The following is a 24,457-nucleotide window of genomic DNA, read 5'->3' as shown; positions in this document are numbered from 1 at the left end:
CCATGGTTGGACTCGCTCCAGAAAATGCGTGCCTATCTGGACTGCACGAACCGGACCACCCCGATGGTGGCCGCGGCCAGCCCGGTGCACAGCAGCAGCACCAGCAGGATCATTCCGCCGCCACCGGCGTCGTCGGCCCAGGAGGAGGAGCTGGCGTTGGCCACGTCCCGCTGCTGCGGCGGCTCCACCGGCTCGCCGGCCGGCGCGGCCGGGGTCGGCTTGGCCCGCACCGAGGGTTTGGGCGCGGCGGGCGCCTTGGTGGTGCCCGGCGGCGCGGCGGCCCCGGCACTGGTGCTGGGCGCGGCCGAGGGCGGTGGCGCGGCGGCGGGGCCGGGCGGCAGCGGCAGGTCCTGGAAGTTGACCAGCTTGGTGCTCTCCAGCAGCGTCATGTGCCGCATCACCGCGTTGATGCCCTCCTGGGCGAACTCGCGGACCAGGTTGTTGCGGCTGCCGGAGCGGACCGCGGCGACCACGGTGAAGACCTTGCCGTGCGCGGCGCGCAGCCGGTCGGCGAAGAGCTGGTCGAAGGCCTCGCCGGTGGCCCCGCGCAGCTCGGCCATCCAGCCCTGCTGGTCCGCGCTGGCCTCATCGGGCAGCGGGACGCCGAGGGTGGCGGCCACCTTCTTGACCCTGGTGTCCAGCACCTCGTGGTCCTTCATGATCAGCCTGCCCACCTCCTTCACCCGCGGCGCGGCCGCCCTGACCTGGGCTTCATCGCCCATGGGCATCTCCCAGAGCCCGGCCTGGCGCACCTTGACCAGCAGGTCGCGGTCGGCGGGCCCGAGCGGGCCGTAGTTGGTCTGCTCCCAGCCGGGGCCGGAGGTCTCGTCGTCCGGCTCGGTGACCGGCTGCGTGGGCGCCGGTTTGGCCGATGGCGGTGGGGCGGCCGGTTTGGAGCTGGCGGGGGGTGGCGGCGTGGTGGTCTCATCGGCCAGCGCGGCCCCCGCGGGGGCGAGCGCGACGGCCGCGGCGGCGACGGTGAGCGCGCTGCCCCGTAAGAGCCGGGTGCGGACGGATCGGTCAGTTGCCACTTGCGTTGCCTCCATTCGCCGGTGCCGCCGCCTTCTTGCCGTCGGGGGTGGCCGCGTGCCAGGTGCCGCCCTTGCCGTGTCCGTTGGACTCGCCGGGCCTGGCGTCCTTGGCGAAGCGGTACAGCGGCCAGCCGCCCACGGTGACCTGCTGTTCGCCGTCGGCGCGCAGGATCGTGTTGACCAGCGCCGGGTCGATCCCCTCGACCTGGAAGTTGCCGTTGGCGAGCACGGGTGGCCACTGCGCGGCGCAGGCGTCGACGCAGTTGGACTTCGCCGGTTTGGCGGTGTCCTTGTCGAATCGGTACAGGGTGTAGCCCTCGTGGTCGGTGATTACCGAACCCAGTCCGGCGACCTCTCTGGCGTGCATCAACGAACTTTCGTGGCCGGGCTGGAAACTCGCCGGGGCCTCGCCGGAATCGCCGCTGCCGCCGGCCCTGGGGGCGGCGTCCCCGCCACAGGCGGCGGCGGACAATGCGGCGGCGAAGGCTATCGCCGCCAACGCGGGGACCTTACTGCCGCTGATTTTCATCTCGGTCACCTTTCCCACTGCACATCACGCCCGATGCCCAGGACTACGGATCTCCCTCAGGGGTGGTTCAGGACCAAATCCGCGATTACCGAAAAAAGGTGATCTGGGTCACATACGAGGTATGAAACTACGCTGGGTCATGCCCGGGGCACCGCACGATGTCGCCATGCCAGAGCAACTTCGCGTCCACCACCGCAGAGCCCACGGCCCCGCGCATCCGGGCGCGGAACTCCTCGAATGGCTCGACCTCAACTTCGGCAGACGACTGTTGCGGTTCACCACCTCACTCACCGGCGGCGACCGCCAGTGGGCCGAGGACGTGGTTCAGGAGACCTTGCTGCGCGCCTGGCGCAACGCCGCGAAGCTGCGGCCGGAGGCCGATGAGGTGCTGCCGTGGCTGTTCACCGTGGCCAGGCGGATCGTGGTGGACGGGATCCGCCACCGCAAAGCCCGGCCGACCGAGGTGGACCTGACCCAGCTGGGCGAGGCCACCGTGCGCGACGAGGCCGAGCACGTGGTCATCAGCATCACCGTGGCCGAGGCGCTCAACCAGCTGAGCAAGGAGCACCGGGAGGCCATCCGGGAGACCTACCTGCGCGACCGCACGGTCAACGAGGCGGCCCGCATCCTCGGCGTGCCACCGGGAACGGTGAAGTCCCGGGTCTACTACGGCCTGCGCATGCTCAACCAGCTGCTCCAGGAGCGGGGGATCACGCCGTGACGACAGCGTGCTCCCCCGCCCGCCGGGGCACTACTCCGGCGCCACCGCGTTGGCCGCGACCACCTTGGCGTAGGCGTGTGCGGAGTCCTTGAAGGTGCGCGCCTGGGTGGCGAAGTCCACGTGCACCAGGCCGAAGCGCTTGTCGTAGCCGAAGGCCCACTCGAAGTTGTCCAGCAGCGACCAGGCCAGGTAGCCGCGCACGTCCACCCCGGCCTGGATGGCGGCGTGCACCGCGCGCAGGTGCGCCAGCAGGTAGGCGGTGCGCTCGGGGTCGTGCACCTGGCCGTCCGGGCTGACCTCATCGGGGAAGGCCGAGCCGTTCTCGGTGACCAGCAACGGCATGCCCGGCGCCTGCTCGGCCAGCCAGCGCAGCAGGTCGGTCAGCGCGGCGGCCTCCTGCTCCCAGCCGGTGTGGGTCAGCGGACCCTCCGGCGGCAGGATCTCCACCCCGCGCAGGCCCGGCAGCGCGCCGGGGGTCTCGTACAACGGGTCGGCCGCGGGGGCCACCCTGGTGGGGTTGTAGTAGTTCACGCCGAGCCAGTCGATCGGCGCGGCGATCTCGGCCAGGTCGCCCTCCCGGATCGCCGGGGCCAGCGCGTTGAGGTGGGCCACCTCGGAGAGCACGTCGGCCGGGTAGACCCCGCGCAGCACCGGTTCCAGGAACAGCCTGCCGGAAAGGCCCTCGACCTTGCGCGCGGCCGCCAGGTGCGCCTCGTCGGCCACCGCGACCCTGGCCGTGCTGAAGTTGAGCACCAGCGAGAACTGCTGGCCCGGCCGGGCCTGCGCGCGCATCGCGGTCATCGCCCGCCCGTGCGCCAGCAGCAGGTGGTGCGCGGCCACCAGCGCCGAGGCCGGGTCGACGATGCCGGGGGCGTGGATGCCGATGCCGTAGCCCAGGTAGGCCGGGCAGAACGGCTCGTTGAGCGTGGTCCACTGCTTGACCCGGTCGCCGAGGTGGGCGTGCGCGATCCGGGCGTACTCGGTGAAGTGGTCCACGGTGTCCCGGTTGACCCAGCCGCCCTTGTCCTGCAACGCCTGCGGCAGGTCCCAGTGGTAGAGCGTCACCATCGGCTCGATGCCGGCTTCCAGTAAGGCGTCCACCAGCCGGTCGTAGAAGGCCAGTCCGCGCGGCTCGGCCGGACCGGTGCCGGTGGGCTGGATCCGGGGCCAGGCCAGGGAGAACCGGTAGCTGGAGACGCCGAGCCGCTTCATCAGCGCGATGTCCTCGGGGTACCGGGTGTAGTGCTCGCAGGCGGGTTCGCCGGTGTCACCACCCTCCACCTTGCCGGGAGTGGCCGCGAAGGTGTCCCAGATGGACGGCCCTCGACCGTCCACTGTGGTCGCGCCCTCGATCTGGAACGCCGAGGTCGCGGTGCCCCAGACGAATCCCGGCGGGAAGGTCAATGGCGCTGGACTGGCGGCCGGCGCCGCGACGGAGCGGTCGGCAGAGTCGGTTGTGGTCAAGTTCCCCTCATCCCTTGACGGCGCCCTGCATGATCCCGCCGACGATGTGCCGGGCGAGCAGCAGGAACAGCGCGATCACCGGCAGCACACCCAGCGTGGCCCCGGTCAGCATCAGCGAGTAGTCGGTGTAGTAGCCACTGGCCAGCGTGGACACCGCGACCTGCACGGTCGGGCTGTCGTTGGGGTCCAGCACGATCAGCGGCCAGAAGTAGTCGTTCCAGGCGGTCATGAAGGTGAGCATGCCCAGCACCGCGGCCTGCGGGCGGATCGCGGGCAGGGCCACGGTGAAGAAGGTGCGCAGCACCGAGCAGCCGTCCACCCTGGCCGCCTCGATCAGCTCGTGCGGCACGGTCTCCTCGCAGGCCTGGCGCATCATGAACACACCGAGCGCGCCCACCAGCGCGGGCAGGATGACCGCCTGGAGCTGGCCGTACCAGTCCAGTTCGGCCATCAGCAGGTACAGCGGGATCACGCCCAGCTGGGTGGGCACCATCGCGGTGCCGACCACCACCAGGAACAGCGAGTCCCGGCCGCGGAAACGCAGGCGGGCGAAGGCGAAGCCGGCCAGCGAGGACAGCAGCACGTTGGCCACCGCCACCGTGGAGGCGATGATCAGCGAGTTCTGGATGGCCAGCCAGAAGTCCACGGTGTCGAAGACCCTGGCGATGTTGGCGAAGAGGTTCCCGCCGGGGATCAGCGGCGGCACCTTGTCGCCGATCGCGGAGTTGTCCTTGGAGGCCACCACGAAGGAGAAGTACAGCGGGAACACCGAGGCGAGCAGGACCGCCGAAAGCAGTCCGTAGACCAGGAACCCCGGCCGTCGAGTGGTCGGCACCGGCCTCACCCCTTCGACGCGATACGCCGCGCCAGCGTGAAGTTGACCAGTGCGAAGACCAGCACCACCAGGAACAGCACCCAGGCGATGGCGGAGGCGTATCCGGCGTCGAACAACCGGAAACCCTTCTCGTACAGGTACATCGTCAGCGTCTGGAACTGCCGGTCGCTGCCGCCGACCCCGGAGGCGCCCTTGGGGTCGAACAGGGTCGGCTCCACGAACAGCTGCATGCCGGCGATGGTGGAGACCACCACGGTGAACATGATGGTGGGCCGGATGCTGGGCACGGTGATGGACCAGAACATCCGCCACCGGGAGGCGCCGTCCACGGTGGCCGCCTCGTACTGCTCCCGTGGCACCGACTGCATCGCGGCCAGGTAGAGCAGCGCGTTGTAGCCGGTCCAGCGCCACATCACCATCGCGCTGACCGCCAGGTGCGAGGACCAGGAGTCGGCCTGCCAGTTGACCCGGTCCAGGCCGATGAGCTCCAGCAGGTAGTTCACCACGCCGAAGTCGCGGCCGAAGATCTGGGTGAACACCAGCGCGACCGCGACCACCGAGACCACGTTGGGCAGCAGCAGCCCGGCCCGCCAGAAGGTGCGCCCGCGCAGCCCCCGGTCCAGCAGCGCGGCCAGGCCGAGCGCGGCCAGCAGCTGGGGCACGGTGGAGAGCAGGAACATGCTCACCGTGTTGCCCAGCGCGTTGTAGAAGTTCGGATCGCCGAAGAGCGCGGTGTAGTTGTCCAGGCCGGCGAAGCCCTGCTCGCCGTCCACGAGCTGCCAGTCGTGCAGGGACACCCAGGCGGTGTAGAGCAGCGGGAACAGCCCGAACGCCCCGAAGATCAGGAAGAACGGGGCCACGAGCAGGTACGGGGTGACCTTGGTGTCCAGACGGGCCAGCGGCCACCGCCGCTTGCGCGGCGATGGCTGCTGGGATGTCCGAAGTGGACGGTCGGTGACCGGGGCCGCCATCGAGCTACTTCACCTCGTTGCGGGACTGGGTGACCGCCTCGCCGAAGGCCGCCTCCGGGGTGGCCTTGCCCTGCTCGATCCTGGACAGCGCCTCGTTGAAGCGCGGACGCACCTTGGAGTCCTTGGTGCCGCGGTAGTTGGGCTTGAGGCTGTCCGCGGCGGCGGCGAAGATCTGGCCGACCGGCGCGTCGTTGTAGTACGGGTCGACCTTGTTCAGCACCTCGGGGTCCTTGTAGACCGTGGGCTCGCTGGGCAGGTTGCCGGTCTTGGCGAAGATCTTCTTCTGCTGCTCGGGCGCGGTGAGGTACTTGGCGACCTCGTAGGCTTCCTTGGTGTTCTTGCCCTGCTTGGGCACGGTCAGGAACGAGCCGCCCCAGTTGCCGCTGCCGCCGGGCACCGAGGTGACGTCCCACTTGTCCGCGGCCTCATCGCCCGCGCCGGACTTGATCTGGGCCAGCGCCCAGGCCGCGCAGGTCTCGGTGGCGAAGCTGCCCTGCTTGAGCCCGATGGTCCACTCCGGGGTGAACGGCTTGACGCCCGCGGTGTGGCCCTTGGCGCCCATGCCGCCGGCCAGCAGGAAGGCTTCCTTGACCTTGGGGTTGGTGTCGGCGATGAAGCTGTCGTCGGCCTTGGCGAAGTAGCCCTCCTCGCTCTGGTAGAGCTTGGCGGTGAAGACGTTCTCCGCGGACCCGGCGAACTTGACGTTCGGGGTCTTCTCCTTGAAGCGGTCGGCGACCTTGGCGTAGTCCTCCCAGGTCGGCCACAGCTTGGCCACCTCGTTGCGCTCGGTGGGCAGACCGGCGGCGGCGAAGAGGTCCTTGCGGTAGCACAGCGCCAGGCTGCCCATGTCGGTGCCCAGGCCCATGACGAAGTTGCCGTCGTCCAGGATGCCCTGGTTCCACTTCCAGGACACCCACTGGTCCTTGAGGTCCTTGGCGCCCAGGTCGGCCAGGTTGACGAACTTGTCCTTCGAGCTGCGGAACTGGGCCAGCCAGCCCTCCTCGATGGCGACCACGTCGGCGGCGCCCCTGCCCCCGGCGAGCTGGGTGGCCAGCTGCGAGTGGTGGGCGTCGAACTCCAGCTTGCGCGCCTCCAGCTTGATGTTGGGGTGCGCCTTCTCGTAGTCGGCGAACAGCGCCTCGTAGCCGAAGTCGCTGAACGTGCCCACGGTGATCTTGATCTTGCCGTCGTCCGCGGAACCACCACAGGCGGCGGTTCCGGTGGCCAGGACGGCGGCAGCCGCGAGCGCCACCGCCCGGCGCGTCGCGATGTTGGTCATTGGTCCTCCTCGACCGGGGTGTCGAGCTGTTGATCGGCATCGGGATCGGCGATACTGAGTGAGAGCGCTCTCACTCTTGGGTGGCCGGGGTCACATGTCAAGTCACGACCGAAGATCCGACATCGTTCCGTGACCGGTTCCGCCCAGCTCACAGCCTGGATGTGGGAGCGCTTCCGTGCAGGTGGGCCGGTAGATCGACCAGTTACGCTTGGCGGGAACACGACAGCGGGAACAGGGGTGCGCACGTGGCGGAACGACCGGCCCGGCCGACACTGGAGGATGTCGCCGCGCACGCGGGCATCTCCAGGGCGACCGTCTCCCGCGTGGTCAACGGCGCGAGCCGGGTGAGCGCGCGGACCAGGGAGACCGTGCAGCGCGCGGTGGCCGAACTGGGCTACCGGCCCAACCAGGCCGCGCGCTCGCTGGTCACCCGGCGCACCGGCACCCTGGCGGTGGTGCTCTCCGAACCGGGCGAGAAGCTGTTCGAGGACCCGTTCTTCGCCGCGGTGATCCGCGCCGCGCACCACGAACTGTCCACTGTGGACGCCCAGATGGCGCTGCTGATCGCCCGCTCCCCCGAGGAGGTCGAGCGGGTGGTGCGGTTCCTGGGCTCCGGGCACACCGACGGCGCGCTGCTGTTCACCCCGCGCCGCGGCGACCCGTTGCCGGAGGCGGTGCGCTCGCTGGGCGTCCCGGTGGTCTTCGGCGGCCGCCCGTGGCGCGGCGAGCAGGGCCTGGACGTGGTCACGGTGGACAACGAGGGCGGCGCCCGCGCGGCCACCGAACTGCTGCTGGCCCAGGGCCGCAAGCGGATCGTGACGGTCTGCGGCCCCGCCGACCAGGCCGCCGCGGTGGACCGGCTCACCGGCTGGCGCACCGCACTGGGCCTGACCCCGGCCGAGGCCGAGCGCTGCGCCGCGCCCGCGGAGTTCAACCGGGAGGGCGGCGAGCGCGCGATGGCCGAGCTGCTGGCCCGGGTGCCGGACCTGGACGGGGTGGTCGCGGCCAGCGACCTGATGGCGGTGGGCGCGCTGCGGGTGCTGCGCGCGGCCGGCCGCCGGGTGCCCGAGGACGTGGCGGTGGTGGGCTTCGACGACCTGCCCTCGGTGGTGCAGCAGGCCCAGCCGAGCCTGACCACCATCCGCCAGGACCCCGGCGCGCAGGTCCGCGAGATGGTCGCCATCCTGCGCGAACGCCTGCGCGGCAACGAGGTCGCCCAGCCCAACCGCATGCTCCCGGTCGAGCTGATCCGCCGGGACTCGGCTTAGGCCCATCGGGCCAGTACGGCTCGGCCGAATCCGGGCAGGGCCACGGCCAAGCGGCGGGTCTTGGGGACCACCACGCGGCGGTCCAGGACCCGGTAGTCGGCGGCCTCGATCTCGTCCAGGATGCCTTGGTAGAGATCGAAAGCGGTCGCCACGCAGGGGCGGGAGACCGGGGCCAGCATGGCGATGCCCGGTGCGGCGCGGCGGTAGGTGGCCCGGGTGCGGGAGACCAGGTGGGCCAGTGCGGCGCGCAGCGCGTGGTCGGTGTGGCCGCGCTGCCGGCAGTGCTGGAGGCGCTCGCGGTCCACGCCGAAGGCGGCCAGCTCCTCCAGCGGCAGGTAGACCCGGTCCCGGTCGAGGTCCTCGCCGACGTCGCGGAGGAAGTTGGTGAGCTGGAAGGCCTCGCCCAGCGCGGCGGCGTGCGGTTCGGCCTCCGCCCTCGGCGTCACGGTGCCCAGCACCGGCAGCACCTGCAAGCCGATCACCTCGGCCGAGCCGCGCACGTAGCGGGCCAGCTCGGCGAAGGTGGCGTACTCGCGGACCTCGGTGTCCATCCGCATCGAGGTGAGGAAGTCGGCGAAGTAGCCGCGGTCGATGTCGTAGCGCGCCACCGTGTCCACCACCGCGGCCAGCACCGGATGCCTGCTGTGCCCCTGCGCGAACCCCTCGGCCAGGTCCGCGCCCAGCTCCGCCAGCGCGGCCCGGCGCTGGGCCAGGGTGCGCCCGTCGCCCTGGTCGTCGACGATCTCATCCGCCCAGCGGGCGAAGCCGTAGAGGGCGTGCACGGCCGGGCGCTGGGCCGGGGTGAGCATCCGGGTGGCCAGGAAGTAGGTGCGGCCGTAGCGGGCGTTGATTTCCCGGCAGCGGCGGTAGGCGGTGCGCAGCGACGGTTCGAGCACGCCTGCGGCGTCCAGTTCGGTGGTGGTCAGCGGGGACACGTCACGAGTCTGGCGGTTGCTCCGTTCGGCTGCACGCCGGGGCGTCACCTGCTGCCGAAACTGGCCGCCGCCCAGGTGGTGAGTTCCGTCTTGGCCTGGGCCAGCAGGGCGGTGTCCGTGGTGGCCGGGGCGATGAGCGCCGCGTGCAAGGTGCCCGCGGGTCCCCCTGGCAGCAGCAGCCGCGCGGCCCCGGCGTGCCGTTCCACGCCGATCCCGCTGCCGTTGTAGGCGGGCAGCGTGCCGAAGGTTCCAAGGTCGGAGACCAGCGCGCCCGCGGCCAGGTCCTCCGGCAGTTGCACCTCGGTGGGCGCGGCCGAGCCGGTGCTGCGCCAGACCAGCACCGCGTGCCGCCGGTCCGCGGTCAGCCGGGCCATCGCGGGGTGTTCGGCAGGCACCCGCTGCCACTGCTGCACGGTGCCGCCGTCCCGGCTGAGGTCCTCGAAGCTGAAGGCCAGCGTGCGCCCGGCCACCGCGCGCGGGTAGGCCCGGTCGATCACCCGCCGGTCCAGCCTGGGCACCACGGTGCCGCTGTTGTCCTTGTGCACCGGGGAGAAGTCCTCGTCCATCCACGCGTCGGCCTCGGTGAGCACCTTGTTCGGGTTGCCGTTCATCAGCTCCCGGTGCCGCCCGCTGTTGGTGTCCCACTGCCACTGGGTGGCCGACATCGGCGGGGCCGCGTTGCGCGCCTCCCGCCACCAGTTCTTCCCGGCCAGCCCGGAGTCCAGGGACTGGTAGGCGGCCTTGAGGATGCTGGGCGTCTTGTCCGAGGTGAAGCCGGTGAGCGGGTGGCCGAACTCGGTGAGGATCGGCGCGGTCCGGTGGTACTGCGCGCGTTCCCGCACCGCGCGGATGTCCGCGGTGTACTCGCCGTCACCGGCCTTGCCCGGCTTGAGGATGCCGGAGCGGGCCTTGGCGTCGTAGAAGTGCGCGTTGAACACGAACCGCTGGCCCAGCGGCGGGATCTCGGTCAGCCCGCCCGGCTCCTGGAAGACGGAGGTGTTGATGTTCCAGTACACCAGCGGTTCGGCGAACAGCGGCTTGGCGGTCCAGCCCGCGCGGTCCATGGCCGCACGCACCCGGTGGTAGAACGGGGTCAGCAGGTCGCGCTCCCAGGCCGGGCCCTGCTGGCCCTCGTCGTAGCGGCCCGCGTAGGGCTCGTTCAGCGGGTTGAAGCCGACGATCCGGCGGAACTCGTTGGCGCTCAAGGAGTTTCGTAGGTGGTTCAGCGCGGTCTCGGTCTGCGCCAGGAAGGCGTCCAGGATGCCGCGCGGCCCGGCCTCGGTCTCGATCCGCCGGTTGTGCCAGAAGTCGTAGGTGGCCATGGTGACCGCCTTGTTGTTCTTCATGTTCTGGCCCCAGTTGACGCAGCCCTCGCAGTACTCCTTGGGATAGCCGCCGGCCCGCACCACCCACTCCGGCGCGCCGTCCCCGGTGTACCAACTGTCCACATTGAACAGATAGCGGGAGTACAGGTCCTGGTGGTAGTCCAGGAAGACGAACAGCCCGGCGTTGAGGAACTCCTTGACCTGCGCGGCCACCCGGTCCAGGTAGCCCCGGTCGATCTGCCCCGAGCGGGGCTCGACCCGTTCCCAGGTGATCAGGAAGCGCACCGCGTTGGCCCCGGTCAGCCTGCGCAGGCTGCTCGCCGACACCGCGGCCTCGGCGGTGCTGGGGAAGGGCAGGCCGCCGTGCTCGGCGAGCTTGGCGGTGCCGGAGACGTTGTAGCCGCGCAGCAGCACCTCGCGGCCGTGCCCGTCCCGGAAGGTGCCCTCCGGCGAGACGGTGACCACCTCGGCCCTGCCGTCGTCGAACCACCATCGCGCGGACTGGGCGGGTGCGCCGGGCACCGCCGCGAGTCCGAGCACCACTGTCAGCATCCCGGTGACCACGCTGCGCCACATGCCTGTCGACGCTACGGCCCCGGCCAGGCCGCCGTCACCCGCCGAATGAATGTTCTTCACGTTTTAGGTTGGCCTTGGCCCGCGCCTCCCAGCGCGCCCGGGCCGGCGCGCTGCGGTACAGCGGCTCCCGCGCGATCAGCCCGGCCAGCACCGCGCCCCGCCCGCGCCGCCAGTCCGGCTCGGGCACGTGCGCGTACTCCGCGCGCACCGCCCGCGCGTACCGGTCGTACTCGGCCTCGGCGCCGCCCAGCACCGCGAGGTCGGCGTCCAGCAGCGCCAGGGTCAGCGGGTCCTCGCCGAGGTGGTCGATGGTCGCCAGCACCAGCCGCTCGACCGCGGCGCAGTGCTCCCGCGCCACCCCCGCCGCACCGAGCCGCTCGCCCGCCCACTCCGCGCTGCGCCGCTCGTCCTGGCGCGGCACGCCGTCGTAGACCACGTCGTGCGCGGCCGCGGCCAGCGCGAGCACCGCTGTGTCCACTTCGGACAGTCCGAGCTCCGCGCTGAGCCAGGCCGAGTCGCGCAGCACCGCCTCGACGTGTGCGAGGTCGTGGTAGCGGCGGTGCGGCTCGCGATACCGCTCGATGAGCTCCGCGCCGCTGCGCCGGGCCGTGTCCGAATCGCCGCCGAGCCTTGTCACCGCTGTCACCCACGCGTCCAGCACCACGGTGTCTCCTCTCCTCACCACCCAGTGTGACCGCCGGTCTCACAAGATCGGGCGACACGGCTCACGACCACATCACGTGAATCCTGTGTCACACTCAGTGAAGACGCTCCGCTGCTGTCCTTCGACCGGCGAAGGGGGAACGCTGGTGGACTTCCGGATCCTCGGGCCTGTCTCGGTCTGGGTCGACGGTCGCCAAATCGGCATCGGTCAACCCGAACTGCGGCGGCTGCTCGCGATCCTGCTGCTCGCCGACGGTCGCCCGGTACCGAAGGAGCAGGTCATCGCCGACCTGTGGGACGGCGCGCCGCCGCTGCGGCCCGCTCGCGCGCTACGCAGCCAGTTCGCCCAGCTCAGCGAGACCCTGCCACTGACAGAAGCCCAGCTGCACAGCGCGCACGGCAAGCACCAGCTGCAGGTGGACCTGGAGCGGCTGGACTGGCACCGGTTCCGCCAGCTGGTCGGCCGCGGCCGCACCGCCGCCCGCGGCGGCCGCTACCAGGCCGCGGCGGACATCCTGGCCCAGGCCCTCTCGGAGTGGCAGGGGGACGCGCTGGCCGATGTGGACGGCGACTGGGCCCGCCGCTGCCGGGCGCACCTGGAACGCCAGCGGCGCAGCGCACGGCAGTGCCTGGTCGCGGCCAGGCGGGCCTGCACCGGCCGCCAGATCTTCGTGCCGATGCCCCGCCGCAGCGAGGTCGAACGCGGCCCGGTGCCCATGCAGCTGCCGCTGGGCATCGCCGATTTTGTTGGCCGGGAACAGGAACTGGCCGCACTGGGCACCGCGCTGCCCGGCACCGTCACGGTGATCAACGGTCCGCCCGGCAGCGGCAAGACCGCGCTCGCGCTGGCCTGGGCGCACCGGATCAGCGACCGGCACCCCGACGGCGCGCTGTTCGCCGAGCTGCGCGGGCACGGCCCCGGCGAGCCGGTGCCGCCGACCGAGCTGCTCGCCGACTTCCTGACCAGCCTCGGTGTGGCCCCGGCGAAGATCCCGGCGGCGGAGAGCTGCCGCGCGGAACTGTTCCGCACCCTGCTGATCCGCCGCCGCCTGCTGCTGGTGCTCGACGGCGCGCGGGACCTGGCCCAGGTGGAACCGCTGCTGCCCGGCCTGCCGGGGGTGACCGTGGTGATCACCAGCCACGAGCCCCTTGACCTGCCGGGACGGCGGGTCACCCTCGGGCCGCTGTCCCCGGCCGATGCCACCGGCCTGCTCAAGGAGCTGATCGGGCCCGGCCGGGTGGCCAACCAGGCCGGCGCGCTGGCCGATCTGGCCCGCTACTGCGGCTACCTGCCGCTGCCGCTGCGGATCGCCGGCCGCCGGGTGGCCGCCCGCCCGCACACCTACCTGGCCGACCTGGTCGGCGAGCTGCGCGAGGAACGCCAGCGCCTGGAACGGATGGCCCCGGACACCGACGGCTCGGCCGCGATGCGCGGCACCTTCCGCTGGTCCTACCGCGCGCTGCCGCTGCCCGCGCAGCGGATGTTCCGGCTGCTGGGCCTCTACCAGGGCGTGGACATCGACGCCCCCGCCGCGGCCGCACTGTCCGGAATGGACGTCGATCAGGCGGCGAAGCTGTTGCAGGACCTGGCCAAAGCGCATCTGCTGCAACCGAGTCCGCGCGGGGCCTTCCAGCTGCACGACCTGCTGCGCGGCTACGCCGGGGAGCGGGCGCTGCGCGAGGAGGGCGCGAACAACCGGCTGGCCGCGGTGCGCCGCCTGCTGGACTTCTACCGCGCCGCGGGCGCCGATCCCGGGCACGGCTGGTGCGACACCGAGCTGCTGAACCTGGTGGCCGCGGCGAACAGCGCGACCAGCACCGGCCAGCACGAGGTGGCGGTGGACCTGCTGACCACCGCGGGCGCCATCCACCGCTCGCGTGGCCAGCTGGACCGGGCGATCGCCCGCTACCACCAGGCCTGGGTGAGCGGGGACCGCACCGGCGACACCGACATCGCGCACCGCCTCGGCGAGGCCTACCTGGCCGCCGGGAGGTTGTGCGCGGCGGTGGAGGTGCTGGGCCGGGCCGCGCCGGACGCGCTGACCCTGGACCTGCTGGGCGGCTGCTTCCAGCGGCTGGGCCGCCCGGACGCGGCGATCCAGCACTTCCAGCGCGGCCTGCGCCTGGTCAACGAACCATCGGGCGAGGCGCGGCTGCTGTCCAGCCTCGGTGAAGCGCTACGACGGCTCGGCTCCTTGGCCCAGGCCAGGGAACACCTGACCCGCGCGCTGGAGCTGAGCCGCCGCATCGGCGATCACGGGGTGACCGCGCACTGCCTGCACAGCCTGAGTCAGCTGCCCAGCACACTCACCACCCAACCCTGACCCGGGAGGCGGCGACCTTCCCGTCCGGGGTCTCGAACCCGAGCAGCACCTCGGCCGGTCGCCCGCCGGTCACCGCGACGGGCACCTCCCGCCAGCCTCTGGACAGCTCGACCGTCTTGCGCCCCAACAGTTTCCCGTCCTTGTCCAGCACGAACACGTGCGCCGTGCCGCGCGCGCCGAGCACACCGGCGGTGACCGTGTCGCCGTGCGTCCTGGCCGAGCGCACCCGCGCCGCCTCCCGGCCACTGGCGATCGGCTTGCCGCCGAGGGAGATCCCGGTGCGCGCGGACTGGGCCACCGACTGGGCAGAGTCCACAGAGGACAGTGCGATCAGTGGCAGCTTCGCCGGTGGCGGTTCCACCGGGCGGCCCGACGGCGGGGTGTAGCCGTCGAAAGTGGCCTGGCCCCAGCGGTAGGGGTCGCCCTGCACGCCGCCCCAGGTGGACCAGCCGATCCGGGTCTGGCCGGTCTTGTCCTGGGTGTCGGAGTCGTAGACGAACAGGTTCAGCCCGACCTTGGCCGGGTCCAGCGCGCCGGGCACCGCGGCCAGCGGCAGTGCGAGCTCGATGGTGTAGCCGGTGTAGGGGCTGCTCACCTTGCTCGCGATCTTCAGTCCTGGCACCGTTTCCGCGGCCGGGCCCTGGAAGTTGTCCGCGTCCCTGGCCGCGCAGGGCTTGCCCTCGGTGGTGGTCGGGAAGACGGCCAGCTTCAGCGTGGTGGAGGTGTTCTCGGACTTGCCGCGCGGGTCGATGGCCAGTTCCAGGGCGTCGGTGCGCCAGTGCCGTTTGCAGTCCGCGGCGGCCAGCACGCTGCCCAGCTTGTCGTCGGTGACGGTCACCGCCGCGTACAGGGTGTCGTTGTGCCAGGCCAGCTTGGCCTTGGCCGAGCAGTCCGCGGCGGCGGCGCACTCCTCGCCTTCCCAGCGGGTGGAGATGTCCAGCTCCGGCCCGGCGTACTCCCCCGGCGCGACCACCCCGTCCACTGCCGGCGCGGTGGCGGCCTTCGGGATTGTCGTGCGCGGCACCAGTTCCAGGGCCGGGGTGCTGCTGCTGACGCCGGTGACGGCGAGGGTGTACCGGTAGTCGCCGCCCTGCATGCCGGTGCGCAGGCCGGCGTCGGTGTTGGTCACCTTGCCGGAGAGGGTGGTGCTCGCCCCGGCCGCGAGTCCGGTGAACGGCAGGCTGGCAGTGGCGCTGAACCCGGTCGGCGGGGTGATGGTCACCGTGCCGGAGCGGGTGGCGGAGGCGTTGTTGCGCACCAGGACCGGCAGTTCGCGGTCGCCGCCGGAGGGCAGGGTCAGCACCGGCGGCACCAGGTCGGCCAGCGCGGGCACCCCGCTGCGCTGCGCCCAGTCGCGGAACTGGGCGACCTGCGGCAGCGGCTGCTGCTCGGCGGTCAGCTCCGGCACCACCGCGATCACGGTCTCGGTGTACCCGGTTCCATTGCCACTGCCCAGCTCCACCGGAATCCGCACCCGGCCGGGTTTGGCCGCCGAGGGCACGGTGACGGTGAACTCGGCGGTCGCCGACCGTCCAGGAAGGACAGTCCCGAGCCGCCCGGACCCGGTGACCTGCCAGTCGGCAGGCAGCCCGAGCTTGGCGGAAACCCTGGTCAGCGCCCGGTTCTCCGGCGCGGTGACGGTGACCTTGACCGGCACCTGGGTACCGGCCACCAGGCTGAACTTCCCGGCCTCGACCTCGGCCCCGGTGCCCAGCGGCAGACCGCCGGGGGCCGGGATGAGCGCGCCGTGCAGGGGCCCGTCCGGGCCGTTCGCGGTCGGTGAGAACGGCACCCGGCTGGCCACCTGGGTGAACCAGTCGCAGCCGATCAGCTTCGGATCCGTTGGCACGTCGGGGAACCCGGCCCAGCCCTGGGTCACGTACTCCCGCTGCGCGGACCGCTCCTCCTGCGCCCAGCTTCGACCGGCCACAGTGGACGGACGCCCGTCCCACACCCCGTACACCCGGTCGGTGACCTCGGCCGGGGTGAACTTCGCCGCGCAGTCCGGCCCGGCAGGCTGCTGGCCGCGCGCCCCGCCGGTGAGCAGCCGCTTGACCGCCCACGGCCGCAGGCCCTCCTCGCGGAGCTGCTCCGGATAGGCGGCCGGGTCCGCGGCCACCCGGTAGGCCTCGATGGCCAGGCGGGCCGCGTACTGGTGGTTGCCGTGGTTGCCGGGCGTGGGCGCGGGATCCATGGTGACCACCAGCTCCGGCCGGGTCTGCCGGATCGCGCGCACCAGCTTGCCCAGCACGTCCTTGTGCTGCCAGCCCTGTTCGGTCAGCGGCGAGCTCACCGTGTAGTAGAAGTCGGCCTCATCCAGGTTGAGCACCTCGGTGATCCCGGCCCTGGCCACCGCCCTGCGCTCCTCGGCCTCCCGCAACCGGCCCAGCTCCGGGCCTTCCTCCGGCCCGGCCGCGTTGCCGCCGCCCTCGCCGCGGGTGATGGTGACCACCCCGGCGCGGACCTGGTGGTCGGCGTGCCACTGCCCGAAGGTGGACAGCGCGAACGCCTCGTCGTCGGGGTGCGCGCCGACGAACAGCGCGTCCAGGTCCACCGCGGGACGGGCCGCCTGCTCGTCCACCGCGGTGGCCGGATCTTCCATGGCCACCAACGCGACCAGCGCCGCGGCCACCGGCAGCAGCCCGGTCAGCCAAGCTCGCTTCACCAGTACTCCTCAGTCAACCCTTGACCGCGCCGTCGAGCATGCCGCGGATGAAATGTCGTTGCAGGAACAGGTAGAGCACCACCACCGGCAGCGCGACCAGCACCGATCCGGCCGCCAGCAGCGGCACGCTGGTGGTCGTCCTGCCCTGGAAGAACCGCAGTCCCAGCGGGGCCGTGCGCAGGCCCTCGTCGGTGACCATGACCAGGGCGAGCAGGAACTCGTTCCAGGTCCACATGAACACCAGCACCACCAGGGTCAGCACCGCGGGCCTGCCCATCGGCAGCAGCACCCGCCACAGGATCTGCCAGTGCCCGGCCCCGTCCAGCCGGGCCGCCTCCACCACGCTGGCCGAGCTGGACCGGAAGTAGGCGCGCATCCAGAACACGCCGAAGGCCACCGACTGCGCGACCTGCGGCAGCACCAGCGCGGCGTAGGTGTCGAGCAGGCCGACATCGCGCAGGTCGAAGTACAGCGGCACCACCACGGCCTGGCTGGGAATGGTGACCCCGAGCAGCAGCAGGTAGAACAGCGCCCCCGAACCGCGGAAACGCATGGTGCCGAAGGCATATCCGGCCAGCACGGACAGCAGCGTGGACAGCGCGACCACCGCGACCGCGACGATCAGGCTGGTGCCCAGGTAGTCGCCGAAGCGGCCCTGCGTCCAGGCGGTGAGGAAGTTCTCCGGGTGCCAGCCGCCCTGGCCCGCGGTGTCCGAACGCAGTGCGGTGAACAGGATCCACAGCACCGGGTACAGCGCGTACCCGGCGAAGAGCAGCAGCACCAGGTAGGTGCCTGCCCGTTCCCAGCGGGAGACCGTCATCGCCTGCCTCCCGCCACCCGCAGCACCACCGCGCTCAAGGCGAACACCAACGCGGTCAGCGTCACCCCGATCGCCGCGGCCGAACCGACCTGCCCCGCTTGGAAGGCGCGGTAGTAGATCTCGTAGGCGGGCACCGTGGTCGACTCGCCCGGTCCGCCCAGCGGGGTCATCACGTACACCAGGTCGAAGGTGCGCAGCGAGGCGATCACGGTCAGGGTCAGCGCGACCGCGATGTCCGGGCGCAGCGCGGGCAGCGTCACCGAGCGGAACTCGCGGAACACCCCGGCCCCGTCCAGCCGCGCCGCCTCGTACAGCTCACCGGAGATCCGGCCGATCCCGGCCAGGAACAGCACCACGGTCAGCCCGGTCTGCACCCAGGTGCCGACCAGCCCGACCGCGATCAGCGCGGTGCTCTCCTCGCCCAGCCAGTTGTGCGCCAGGGCGTCCAGGCCGACCGCGCGCAACGCGGCGTTGAGCGGGCCGTCCGGGGCCAGGATCTGTTGCCAGGCAACGGCGACCACCACCATGGCCACCACCTGCGGCAGGAACACCACGGTGCGGAAGAAGGCCAGCCCGCGCACCCGGCTGCGGTGCAGCGCCGAGGCCAGCACCAGACCGAGGATCACCGGCAGGACCGCGAAGAACAGGATCAGCACCAGCGCGTGCCCGAACGCCGAGCGCAGACCGTCCTCGGCGAACAGGGTCAGGTAGTTGTCCAGGCCCGCCCAGGTGCCCAGGGTGAGGCCGTCCCACTCGAACAGCGAGATCCACGCGCTGTGCAGCAACGGGAACAGCAGGAACACGCCGTAGACGGCCAGGGCCGGCACCACGTACAGGTAGCCGACCCGGCGCGGCTCACCGGCCGGCACGGGAGGCGTCCACGTCGGCCTGCAGCTTGGCCAGGAACTCCTGCGGGCTCAACCCCTTGGCCAGCAACTGCTCCACCACGCTGGTGACCGTGTCGTAGGCGGTCGGGGTGGCGTAGTCCAGGAACGGCACCAGGCCACCGGTCTCCGAGGCCTGCGCCCAGGAGTCGAACACCTCGGCGCGCAACGCCGTCGGCGGCCGTTGGCTGGCCGCCTCCACCACCGGCAGGTTCGCGTGCTCGGCCATCAGCGCCATGCCCCGCGAGGAGGTCACGAACTCGATGTAGGCCGCCGCCGCGTCCGGGTTCTTGCTGCGCGCGCTGACCGCGAACGGCACGCTCGTGCCCCCGGTCACCGCGACCTTGCCACTGTCGATCGGTGGCAGTCCGAAACCCACCCTGTCCCCCATCGCCGCCTCCAGATCGGCCATCAACCAGGTGCCGCTGACCAGGAAAACCCCTCTGCCCTCGGCGAACTCCCGCCACGCCGCGTCCGAGCCGAGCCCGGAGAACCCCGGCGTCAGCATGCCCTGCTCCACCCAGCTCACCAGCAACTCGGCCGCTGAGCGCGGGTTGACGTCGGACCAGAACACACCCTGCCTGCCGGTGGCCAGCTTGAAGGCGTCCTCGGTGGGCGCGAACCGGTTGAGCGCGAAGCCGAACAGGTGGATGCCCGCGCTCTTCTCCAGGTTGCCGAACTGGATCGGCACCTCGCGGGCGGCCTTGGCCTTGCGCAGCGCGGCGTCGAACTCCGCCCAGGTGCGCGGCGGGGAGATGCCGAGCCTGGCCAGCTTCTCCTTGTTGTAGAAGACGCCGACCAGCTCACCGCCCTGCGGCAGCCCGTACAGCTTGCCCTCGCCCAGCGGGTTGCCCGAGTTCGGGTAGCGGGCCAGCCGCAGCACCGAGTCCGGGAACCGCTGCTGCCAGCGGTAGGCCTCGGCGTAGCCGTCCAGCGGCTGGAGCAGCCCGGCCTTGACGAAGGCCCCCATGTCCTGCCTGCCGTTGTTGACCTGCACGACATCGGGGGCCTGCACGCTGGTCAGGCCGAGCCTGGTGGTGTTGCGCAGGTCGTCGAAGGACCGCGGCACCCGGTTGATGGTGATGTTCGGGTACTTGCGCTGGAACTCCGCGTTCAGCGCGGTCATCTGCTTGTCCTGCCCGCCGCGGACCTCCTGGTCCCACACGGTCAGGGTCAGCTCGCCCAGGCTCGCCGGATCGGTCCTGATGTCGCGGGCCTGACGGTCGCTGGGCCGGGTGTTGGGCAGGTTCGAGCCGGGCACGCACCCGGCCAGCACCGCCAGCGCGGTCACCGCGGCCAGCGCGTGCCGCCATCGGGAGCCCGTCATCCCCGTCCTCCCTCCGCCGGTGCTACGGCCTGCCCCGCAGTCCGATCGTGGCACTTGCCCTGCGCACCGTGGCACAGCCATGAGTGGGAAGCAGGTCTTCCAGGAAGTGGTATCCGCGCAGTGCCTCGTCCTCGCGCCGGCCCAGGTGCCGCCACCAGGCGGCGATATCGCACCAGCCGGGCGCGGACAGCGAACCGCCGAAGTGCTGCACCGACAGCGCGGCGCACAGGTTGGCGAAGCGCACCCGGTCCACCAGCGGCCAGCCGGCCAGGGTGCCGTAGGTGAACCCGGCGCCGAAGACGTCGCCCGCGCCGGTGGGGTCCATGGCGGCCACGTTGATGCCGCACACGTCGGCCTCCTCGCCGGTGGCCGAGTCCACCGCGTAGGCCCCGCCGCCCGCCCTGGTGACCACCACGGTCGGCACCACCTCCGACAGCTGCCGCGCGGCCACCCGAACGTCGTCCTGGCGGGTGTAGCGCAACGCCTCCACCGTGTTCGGCAGGAACACGTCGTAGCCGTGCAGCTGCTGGATCAGCTCGGGCCGCCACTGGTCGGTGGGGTCCCAGCCGACGTCGGCGAACAGCAGCGCGCCGTTGGCCTTGGCGGTGCGCACCCAGTTGTCGCTCTCGTGGTCGACGTGCACGAAGCAGGCGCGCACCCGCGGCGGGTCGGTGAGCAGTTCGTCCGCGGTGACCGGGGAGGGGTGGCCGTGGGTGACCATGCTGCGGTCGCGGTTGATGGCCAGGGAGACGGTGACCGGGGAGTGCCAGCCGTAGAAGCGGCGGGAGTGGCTGAGGTCGACCTGTTCCTGGTTGGCCAAGGTGTCCCAGCAGAAGTCGCCGTACATGTCCTCACCGAAGGCCGAGGCCAGGGTGGTGCGCAGCTGGAGGCGGGCCAGCGCGACGGCGAGGTTGGCGATGCCGCCGGGGCTGGAGCCCAGGCCGCTGGCCCACACCTCGGTGCCGCTCTCGGGTAGCTGGGGCAGTCCGGTGAAGATCAGGTCCAGGAAGACCGGACCGGACAACAGGACGTCGAACTCGGTAGGCGGCTGGCTCGACACCGTTTCCCTCCCCGCTGCGCGCATCGTTCGGGCTGACCCCGTTTTGATCAGGCGCAGAGTCTCCCCCGCCCGGACGACACTGACAACCACGATCGGCCCCGGTGTGTTCCAGAGTGTTAATGTCGGTGCGCGTGAGACTGGTGATCCTCGGCGGTGGCGGTTTCCGCGTTCCCCTGGTGCACGGCCGGTTGCTGGCCGATCCGGACCGGCTGGTCGACGAGCTGGTGCTGCATGATGTGTCCCAGGACCGCCTCACCGCGGTGACCGCGGTGCTCGACGCCCAGGCCGCCGACGCGCCATGGCGGCCCAAGCTGGTCACCCGCACCCACCTCGACGACGCCCTGCGCGGCGCGGACGTGGTCTTCTCCGCCATCCGCGTCGGCGGTCTGGCCGGTCGCAGCGCCGACGAACGCCACGCCATCGAAGCGGGCCTGCTCGGCCAGGAGACCGTGGGCGCCGGCGGCATCAGCTACGCGCTGCGCACCGTCCCGGTGGCCATGGACATCGCCGAACGCATCGCCCGCTACTGCCCCGAAGCCTGGACGATCAACTTCACCAACCCGGCAGGCACCGTCACCGAGGCGATGTCCGCGGTGTTGGGCGACCGCGTCATCGGCATCTGCGACTCCCCCATCGGTTTGTGCCGCCGGGTCGCCGCCGCCCTGGACATCCCGGTCGAGCAAGCCTGGTTCGACTACGCGGGCCTCAACCACCTGGGCTGGCTGCGCGGCGTCCAGGTCAACGGCCGCGACCGCCTCCCCGAACTCCTGGCGGATGAGACCAAGCTCCGCTCCTTCGAGGAAGGCCGCCTGTTCGAACCGGACTGGCTGCGTGCCCTGGGCGCCATCCCCAACGAGTACCTGCACTATTACTACTACGCCCGCGAAACCACCGCGGAGATCGCCGCCAACCCCCAGCCCCGCGGCGAGTACCTCCGCCACCAGCAGGCGGCCTTCTACGACCGCGCCCTGGCCGACCCCAGCACTGCCCTGACGGCCTGGCAGGAAACCCGCGCCGAACGCGAACGCACCTACCTGGCCGAAGCCCGCCAGATCGCCGAAGCCGGCGACCGCGAAACCTGCGACACCGACGGCGGCGGCTACGAACAGGTCGCCCTGGACCTGATGGCCGCCATCACCGCCAACCGCACGGCCACGATGATCCTCAACGTCCGCAACCGGGGCGCGCTACCGGGTCTGGACGCGGACGCGGTGGTGGAGCTGCCGTGCCTGGTGGACTCCAACGGGGCGCGGCCGATCGCGGTGGATCCGCTGGACGGGCCGGCGTTGAGCTTGGTGCAGCGGGTGAAGGCGGTGGAGCGGGAGACGATCGCGGCGGCGCGGACGGGGAGCAGGGAGAAGGCGTTGCGGGCGCTGGCGGGGCATCCGCTGGTGGATTCGGTGCGGGCGGCGCGGAAGGTGCTGGGCGCGACCGAGTGGTGACCCGGCGGGCGGGGGGGGGTGGGCGCCGGGCTCGTGGCGGAAGCGGGCGGATCTTGTGTGGGTTCGGTGCAGACCCGGCTGGAACCCGATCAGGGCCGGTGTACTGGCACCGGCCGGGGCAAGTGCCCCAGCCACACATGACATCCGGGGGGATGTGGTTCTGGTCGTGTCGTTGACCGCGCTTCCGTTCTTACTGATAGCCGGGATCCTGCTGCACACCTCGCTGGGGCCGAGATGGTCGCCCGGGGTCCGGCTCTGGGGTGAGGCGGCCGGGTTCGCGGGGCTGGCCACGGCCGCCGTGTACTGCTGGGGCCTGCGCCACCTGTTCGTCTGGCGGGTCGACAAGGCGTGCCGTGGGCGCCTCGATCCGGCGTTCGGCAACGTCGAGCTCTTTCCGCTCAGCTACAAGTGCAACGCCTCCCACGACCTGGTGCCCGGGTGGGTGATGCCGACTTTCTTCGTCTTCGCCGTGGCGGCGGTGGCGTGCGCGGTGGTCGCGGTGGTCCGGTGGCGGGCCGGGCGAACCTGATCTTCCGGCCACAGCCCTTCGGCCGATCAACTGTGATTGATGAACCACTCAGCCCCGTTGCTCGTCGATGGAGGCATGTCTTTGTTCGCGGTGAGTGGGCGGCTCGGCCGGTTGCGGGCGCGGGTCAGGGTGCTGGTCGGCGGGGTGCTTGACGGGCTGCTGGCGCGGGGCGAGGCGGAGCTGGTCCGGGAGTTCGCCGAGCCGGTGGCGGCGGGGGTGGTGCTGGAGCTGGCCGGGGTGCCGGAGCCGGACCGGGCCGAGGTGCGCCGCTGGGTGCGGGCTGCCTGCGAGGTCGAGGGGTCGGTGACGCCGCGGGTCTGGGCGGACCTGGACGGCTACCTGGCCGAACTGGCCGCGCACCAGGGCACGGCGCGGGTGTCCGCGGTGGAGGTGGTCGCCGGGTACGCCCGGATCGTGGACCTGATCACCGGTGCGCTGCTCACGCTGCTCGGCTGCCCGCAACAACTGGCGGTGCTGCGCCGCGATCCGCGGGTGCTGGCCGGGGTGGTCCGGGAGGTGCTGCACGGCGGGGCCGGGAGCACGGGGGTCGCCGGGGTGGTCGCGGAGGCGGCGGTCCGGGCGGTGCTGGCGTGTGATGTGCTGTTGGCCGGGGAGGAGGACGAGCTGCGCTGGCGGGCTCGGCTGGGGATCCGCGAACTCCGTGCCGTTCCGGTGTCCCTTGCCGCGCCCGGCCGGACCAAGGACGGGAGGCCGGGTTGGCGGGCAAGGTCGCGGTGATCGGGTTGGGCGACATCGCGCGGAAGGCGTACCTGCCCACGATCACGGCCCGGGCGGGGCTGGACCTGCACCTGATGACCAGGAACCCGGCACGGCTGGCCGAGGTCGCCGATCAGTACCGGGTTCCCGAACAGCGGCGGTTCACCGATCTGGGTGAGTTGCTGGCACACGGACTTGACGCGGCGTTCGTGCACGTGCCAACCGCCGCGCACGCGGAAACGGTGCGCCGGTTGCTGGCCGCCGGGGTGCCGACCTACGTGGACAAACCCCTCGACGACAGCCTGGCCGGGGCGCGAGAACTGGTGGAGCTGGCCGAGCGGCTCGCGGTGCCGCTCATGGTCGGGTTCAACCGCCGTCACGTGCCCGCCTACACCGAGGCCGCGCGCGGGCCACGGGACCTGGTGGTGTTGCAGAAGAACCAGGACGGCGGAAGCGGCGGGGTGCGCGAGATCGTCTTCGACGACTTCATCCACGTGGTGGACACCCTGCGCTTCCTGGCCCCGGGCCCGATCGAGCGAACTTTGGTCGCCGGTGTGGTCACCGAGGGCGAGCTCGAACAGGTCAGCCTGACCGTGGTAGGCGGCGGGTTCACCGCGATCGGCACCATGCACCGGCGGGCCGGGGCCAAGCAGGAACGGCTGGAGGTCACCGGCGGCGGGGTGAAGGTCGAGGTGACGGACCTGGGCCAGGTGACCCGGCACGAGGGCGGCCGGGTGACCCGGCTGGCGGAGGACGGGTGGGCGCCGGTGGCGCGGCGGCGCGGGATCGAGCAGGCGTGCACGGCGTTCCTGGCGGGCGAGCTACCGGACCTGCGGGACGCGCTGCGGACGCACGAGCTGTGCGAGCAGGTGGTGGCGGAGCTGACGGAGGACGGGGCGGCCGTCTAGGCGGCGCGGCCGAGAGCCGACCAGCACGAGCCGAACACCGCGAGCAGACCAGCGCGGGCGGGCTGCGGTCAGCCAGCCGGGCCAACGCGACCCGACCGGCGCGAGCCAAACAACGCGAGCCGCACCGCGCGAGCCGCACCGCCCGGCGGGTGGCAATTCGGCCGGCCAGACCAGCACAAGCAGA

21 protein-coding genes are annotated in these 24,457 nt (G+C 71.8%); 7 read left to right on the top strand and 14 right to left on the bottom strand.

The genetic code is table 11. The features are described 5' to 3' along the window. Window positions 1-32: 32 nt before the first annotated feature. A complete protein-coding gene (locus tag M8C13_RS24115) occupies window positions 33-1,031 on the bottom strand; it encodes a DUF4142 domain-containing protein (RefSeq protein WP_252482953.1) in 999 nt (332 codons plus the stop codon). Beyond that, the gene (locus M8C13_RS24110) at window positions 1,021-1,560 is read right to left on the bottom strand and encodes a hypothetical protein (RefSeq protein WP_252483042.1); all 540 of its coding nucleotides are present in this window, start codon (window positions 1,558-1,560) and stop codon (window positions 1,021-1,023) included. The genes M8C13_RS24115 and M8C13_RS24110 overlap by 11 nt, the downstream gene beginning before the upstream one ends. 166 nt (window positions 1,561-1,726) lie before the next feature. On the opposite strand from M8C13_RS24110, the gene M8C13_RS24105 reads away from it, so the two are divergent. Beyond that, window positions 1,727-2,281, top strand: coding sequence for a sigma-70 family RNA polymerase sigma factor (locus tag M8C13_RS24105; RefSeq protein WP_252482952.1), 555 nt, complete (start codon window positions 1,727-1,729; stop codon window positions 2,279-2,281). Between the two features lie 30 nt (window positions 2,282-2,311). Here M8C13_RS24105 and M8C13_RS24100 read toward each other — a convergent pair whose 3' ends face one another. From M8C13_RS24100 to M8C13_RS24085, 4 genes are all read right to left on the bottom strand, one after another. After that, the gene (locus M8C13_RS24100; RefSeq protein WP_252483041.1) at window positions 2,312-3,685 is read right to left on the bottom strand and encodes a GH1 family beta-glucosidase; all 1,374 of its coding nucleotides are present in this window, start codon (window positions 3,683-3,685) and stop codon (window positions 2,312-2,314) included. Between the two features lie 67 nt (window positions 3,686-3,752). Then, entirely contained in the window at window positions 3,753-4,580 is an 828-nt protein-coding gene (locus M8C13_RS24095; protein WP_252482951.1) for a carbohydrate ABC transporter permease, read from the bottom strand. A gap of 5 nt (window positions 4,581-4,585) precedes the next feature. Further along, window positions 4,586-5,551, bottom strand: a complete 966-nt coding sequence (locus tag M8C13_RS24090) for a carbohydrate ABC transporter permease (protein WP_252482950.1) — start codon at window positions 5,549-5,551, stop codon at window positions 4,586-4,588. Window positions 5,552-5,555: 4 nt separating this feature from the next. Beyond that, on the bottom strand, window positions 5,556-6,830 hold the full coding sequence (locus M8C13_RS24085) for an extracellular solute-binding protein (RefSeq protein WP_252482949.1): 1,275 nt from the start codon (window positions 6,828-6,830) through the stop codon (window positions 5,556-5,558). Window positions 6,831-7,075: 245 nt separating this feature from the next. On the opposite strand from M8C13_RS24085, the gene M8C13_RS24080 reads away from it, so the two are divergent. After that, on the top strand, window positions 7,076-8,098 hold the full coding sequence (locus M8C13_RS24080; RefSeq protein WP_252482948.1) for a LacI family DNA-binding transcriptional regulator: 1,023 nt from the start codon (window positions 7,076-7,078) through the stop codon (window positions 8,096-8,098). On the opposite strand, the gene M8C13_RS24075 is transcribed toward M8C13_RS24080, so the two are convergent. From M8C13_RS24075 to M8C13_RS24065, 3 genes are read right to left on the bottom strand one after another with little or no spacing between them, the layout of a single operon-like run. Next, on the bottom strand, window positions 8,095-9,024 hold the full coding sequence (locus M8C13_RS24075) for a phytoene/squalene synthase family protein (RefSeq protein ID WP_252483040.1): 930 nt from the start codon (window positions 9,022-9,024) through the stop codon (window positions 8,095-8,097). The two genes, M8C13_RS24080 and M8C13_RS24075, sit on opposite strands and share 4 nt — an antisense overlap. Before the next feature lie 53 nt (window positions 9,025-9,077). Beyond that, the gene (locus M8C13_RS24070; RefSeq protein WP_252482947.1) at window positions 9,078-10,934 is read right to left on the bottom strand and encodes a cellulase family glycosylhydrolase; all 1,857 of its coding nucleotides are present in this window, start codon (window positions 10,932-10,934) and stop codon (window positions 9,078-9,080) included. Window positions 10,935-10,968: 34 nt separating this feature from the next. Next, window positions 10,969-11,598 (bottom strand): hypothetical protein, encoded by a 630-nt coding sequence (locus M8C13_RS24065; protein WP_252482946.1) that lies wholly within the window; start codon window positions 11,596-11,598, stop codon window positions 10,969-10,971. Between the two features lie 145 nt (window positions 11,599-11,743). Here M8C13_RS24065 and M8C13_RS24060 point away from each other — a divergent pair, with 145 nt between their 5' ends. Further along, window positions 11,744-13,921 (top strand): tetratricopeptide repeat protein, encoded by a 2,178-nt coding sequence (locus M8C13_RS24060; RefSeq protein WP_252482945.1) that lies wholly within the window; start codon window positions 11,744-11,746, stop codon window positions 13,919-13,921. Here the strand turns inward: M8C13_RS24060 and M8C13_RS24055 are convergent. The 5 genes from M8C13_RS24055 to M8C13_RS24035 are packed head-to-tail and all read right to left on the bottom strand — an operon-like array spanning window position 13,905 to window position 20,677. Then, window positions 13,905-16,586 carry a sugar-binding protein gene (locus M8C13_RS24055; RefSeq protein WP_252482944.1) on the bottom strand — a complete coding sequence of 894 codons (2,682 nt, stop codon included), beginning with the start codon at window positions 16,584-16,586 and terminating at the stop codon, window positions 13,905-13,907. The genes M8C13_RS24060 and M8C13_RS24055 overlap by 17 nt on opposite strands. Before the next feature lie 13 nt (window positions 16,587-16,599). Further along, window positions 16,600-17,406 (bottom strand): carbohydrate ABC transporter permease, encoded by an 807-nt coding sequence (locus M8C13_RS24050; protein WP_252482943.1) that lies wholly within the window; start codon window positions 17,404-17,406, stop codon window positions 16,600-16,602. Next, window positions 17,403-18,275, bottom strand: a complete 873-nt coding sequence (locus M8C13_RS24045) for a carbohydrate ABC transporter permease (protein ID WP_252482942.1) — start codon at window positions 18,273-18,275, stop codon at window positions 17,403-17,405. The genes M8C13_RS24050 and M8C13_RS24045 overlap by 4 nt, the downstream gene beginning before the upstream one ends. Next, on the bottom strand, window positions 18,262-19,617 hold the full coding sequence (locus M8C13_RS24040) for an extracellular solute-binding protein (RefSeq protein ID WP_252482941.1): 1,356 nt from the start codon (window positions 19,615-19,617) through the stop codon (window positions 18,262-18,264). The genes M8C13_RS24045 and M8C13_RS24040 overlap by 14 nt, the downstream gene beginning before the upstream one ends. Before the next feature lie 22 nt (window positions 19,618-19,639). Beyond that, window positions 19,640-20,677: a PfkB family carbohydrate kinase gene (locus tag M8C13_RS24035; RefSeq protein ID WP_252482940.1), complete on the bottom strand. Its 1,038-nt coding sequence runs from the start codon at window positions 20,675-20,677 to the stop codon at window positions 19,640-19,642. 131 nt (window positions 20,678-20,808) lie between these two features. Between M8C13_RS24035 and M8C13_RS24030 the strand changes: the two genes are divergently transcribed. The 4 genes from M8C13_RS24030 to M8C13_RS24015 all read left to right on the top strand — a co-directional run bounded on the left by M8C13_RS24030 (window position 20,809) and on the right by M8C13_RS24015 (window position 24,273). Then, window positions 20,809-22,119, top strand: a complete 1,311-nt coding sequence (locus M8C13_RS24030) for a 6-phospho-beta-glucosidase (RefSeq protein ID WP_252482939.1) — start codon at window positions 20,809-20,811, stop codon at window positions 22,117-22,119. Window positions 22,120-22,285: 166 nt separating this feature from the next. Further along, window positions 22,286-22,648 (top strand): hypothetical protein, encoded by a 363-nt coding sequence (locus M8C13_RS24025; RefSeq protein WP_252482938.1) that lies wholly within the window; start codon window positions 22,286-22,288, stop codon window positions 22,646-22,648. A gap of 75 nt (window positions 22,649-22,723) precedes the next feature. Then, window positions 22,724-23,386 (top strand): cytochrome P450, encoded by a 663-nt coding sequence (locus tag M8C13_RS24020; RefSeq protein WP_252482937.1) that lies wholly within the window; start codon window positions 22,724-22,726, stop codon window positions 23,384-23,386. Further along, the gene (locus M8C13_RS24015) at window positions 23,365-24,273 is read left to right on the top strand and encodes a Gfo/Idh/MocA family protein (protein WP_252482936.1); all 909 of its coding nucleotides are present in this window, start codon (window positions 23,365-23,367) and stop codon (window positions 24,271-24,273) included. The genes M8C13_RS24020 and M8C13_RS24015 overlap by 22 nt, the downstream gene beginning before the upstream one ends. The last annotated feature ends 184 nt before the right edge of the window (window positions 24,274-24,457 follow it).

Origin of the sequence: Crossiella sp. SN42 (assembly GCF_023897065.1) — a bacterium.
Lineage (GTDB): Bacteria > Actinomycetota > Actinomycetes > Mycobacteriales > Pseudonocardiaceae > Crossiella.
This window is presented reverse-complemented; position numbering and strand designations above follow the sequence as displayed.